Origin of the sequence: Romboutsia sp., from assembly GCF_035470145.1 — a bacterium.
GTDB lineage: Bacteria > Bacillota > Clostridia > Peptostreptococcales > Peptostreptococcaceae > Romboutsia_D.
The window spans coordinates 1-1,586 of sequence record NZ_DATIRC010000396.1 but is presented as its reverse complement, the minus strand read 5'-3'; the positions used below and the strand labels follow the sequence as shown (position 1 = coordinate 1,586).

The window sequence follows — 1,586 nt, the reverse complement described above, 5'->3', positions numbered from 1 at the left end:
AAAGTTCCAGCTTGCGGAACCCTATATTGATTCATATCAAATTCATCGTCATGTAAAATTCTACTTGCTATATTTTTAATGTATTCCATAGATAGATTTGTACTAACTTGACCCATTATCTCCATTCCTATTTCAAATTTCTTTTCAGAAGTTTCACCTTGAACTTTGTTTATAAGTTGCATTAAAACTTTTCTTTGTCTTTGAGTTCTTTCATAATCTCCGTTGCCTTCTTTTCTAATTCTAGAATATGCAACAGCTTGACGTCCATTTAAAGTTTTAAGTCCATAACCTTTTATATAGTCAGTTCCTTTGGGTAATCCTTCAATATTATTTATCTCAACTAAATTATTATTTATTTGATTACCTTCATAGTCTTTAAGCTCTATATCTACACCACCAATAATATCAATAGCCTTTGCTAAACCAAAAAAATCTATTGCTACATATTTATCTATATTTAAGTTAAAATTTGAATTTATAGTTTTTAATGCTAGTGGTGCACCTCCATAAGCATATGCATGGTTTAACTTTTCACTCCCATACCCTTCTATATCAACTAAAGTATCTCTTAATATAGATACTACGTTAATTTTTTTCTCTTCAAAATTTATATTTGCAATGATTATAGAATCTGAACGAGCTTTTTCATTTTCACTTCTTTTATCCAACCCAAACAATGCAACATTTATATATTTTTCATTATTTATGTTTTCTTCTACATTCTCTATTTTTGAAGATATCTTTTCACTCTTTTGTGATTTATTTATTAATATTCCTAGTAAACCTATAGGCACTAAAAATACTATTAATACTAAAGATGTAATTCCCATTTTAGAAAACTTCATATATTCACTTCCTTTCAATATATAGTTTATATAATATTTATTTTAGATTATATCCCATTTACAATAATAACATAAATGCCATAGAAAAAACCCCTAACGAATCGTTAAGGGGTGGCTGTTACAGTTATTTTTACTCTATAATATCAACTATAAAATCATAAAATTTCTTTATAACCCAGCTATATTCCATACTTTCTTCACTAATCCAATCATTATACCTTATAGATGTCTGGTTAGCACCACCTGGTTGAAAAATATTAGCTATACAACCAATCTTTACTTTATTTTCACTAGATATACTCCAATTATACTTATATTTATCATCAATTTTTCCTATATATTCATCTACATTTTCTAACAAATCGCTATAAACAACCTTAGCACCTTCTAATAAAAAGTTCTCTAGTGTACCTTTAGACTCATTATCTGGGAAAAAATAATGGTATAAACTTATAACCTCTCCTCTTATTTTGCAATCGCCTCTTATAAAATCTTTTTTATGAACTACCATATCTTTATTACATTTGTTAAACTTCTTCTCGAAAGAATCTTTAGCAAGATTTTGATCTGCATCAAATATTGCACAAACACCATTAATTTGCTTTAGTTCACCTTTATTCATGTTACTAAGATACAAATCAATATCATTTATAATGTTAGTTGCTCCGTTTGAAGAAACTATAACTACACATAAATTATTTTTTATAAAGTGAGATGGCATAGGTATATGTCTATCTAATC

2 protein-coding genes are annotated in these 1,586 nt (G+C 27.2%); both read right to left on the bottom strand.

Annotated features, from left to right (window positions below; all coding sequences use genetic code 11):
• Window positions 1-845 (bottom strand): LCP family protein (locus tag VLM92_RS15705; RefSeq protein WP_325277262.1); only part of this gene is annotated, 845 nt, incomplete at its 3' end.
• Between the two features lie 130 nt (window positions 846-975).
• Window positions 976-1,586: DUF3226 domain-containing protein (locus VLM92_RS15700; protein ID WP_325277261.1), on the bottom strand; the 611-nt coding region annotated here is incomplete at its 5' end.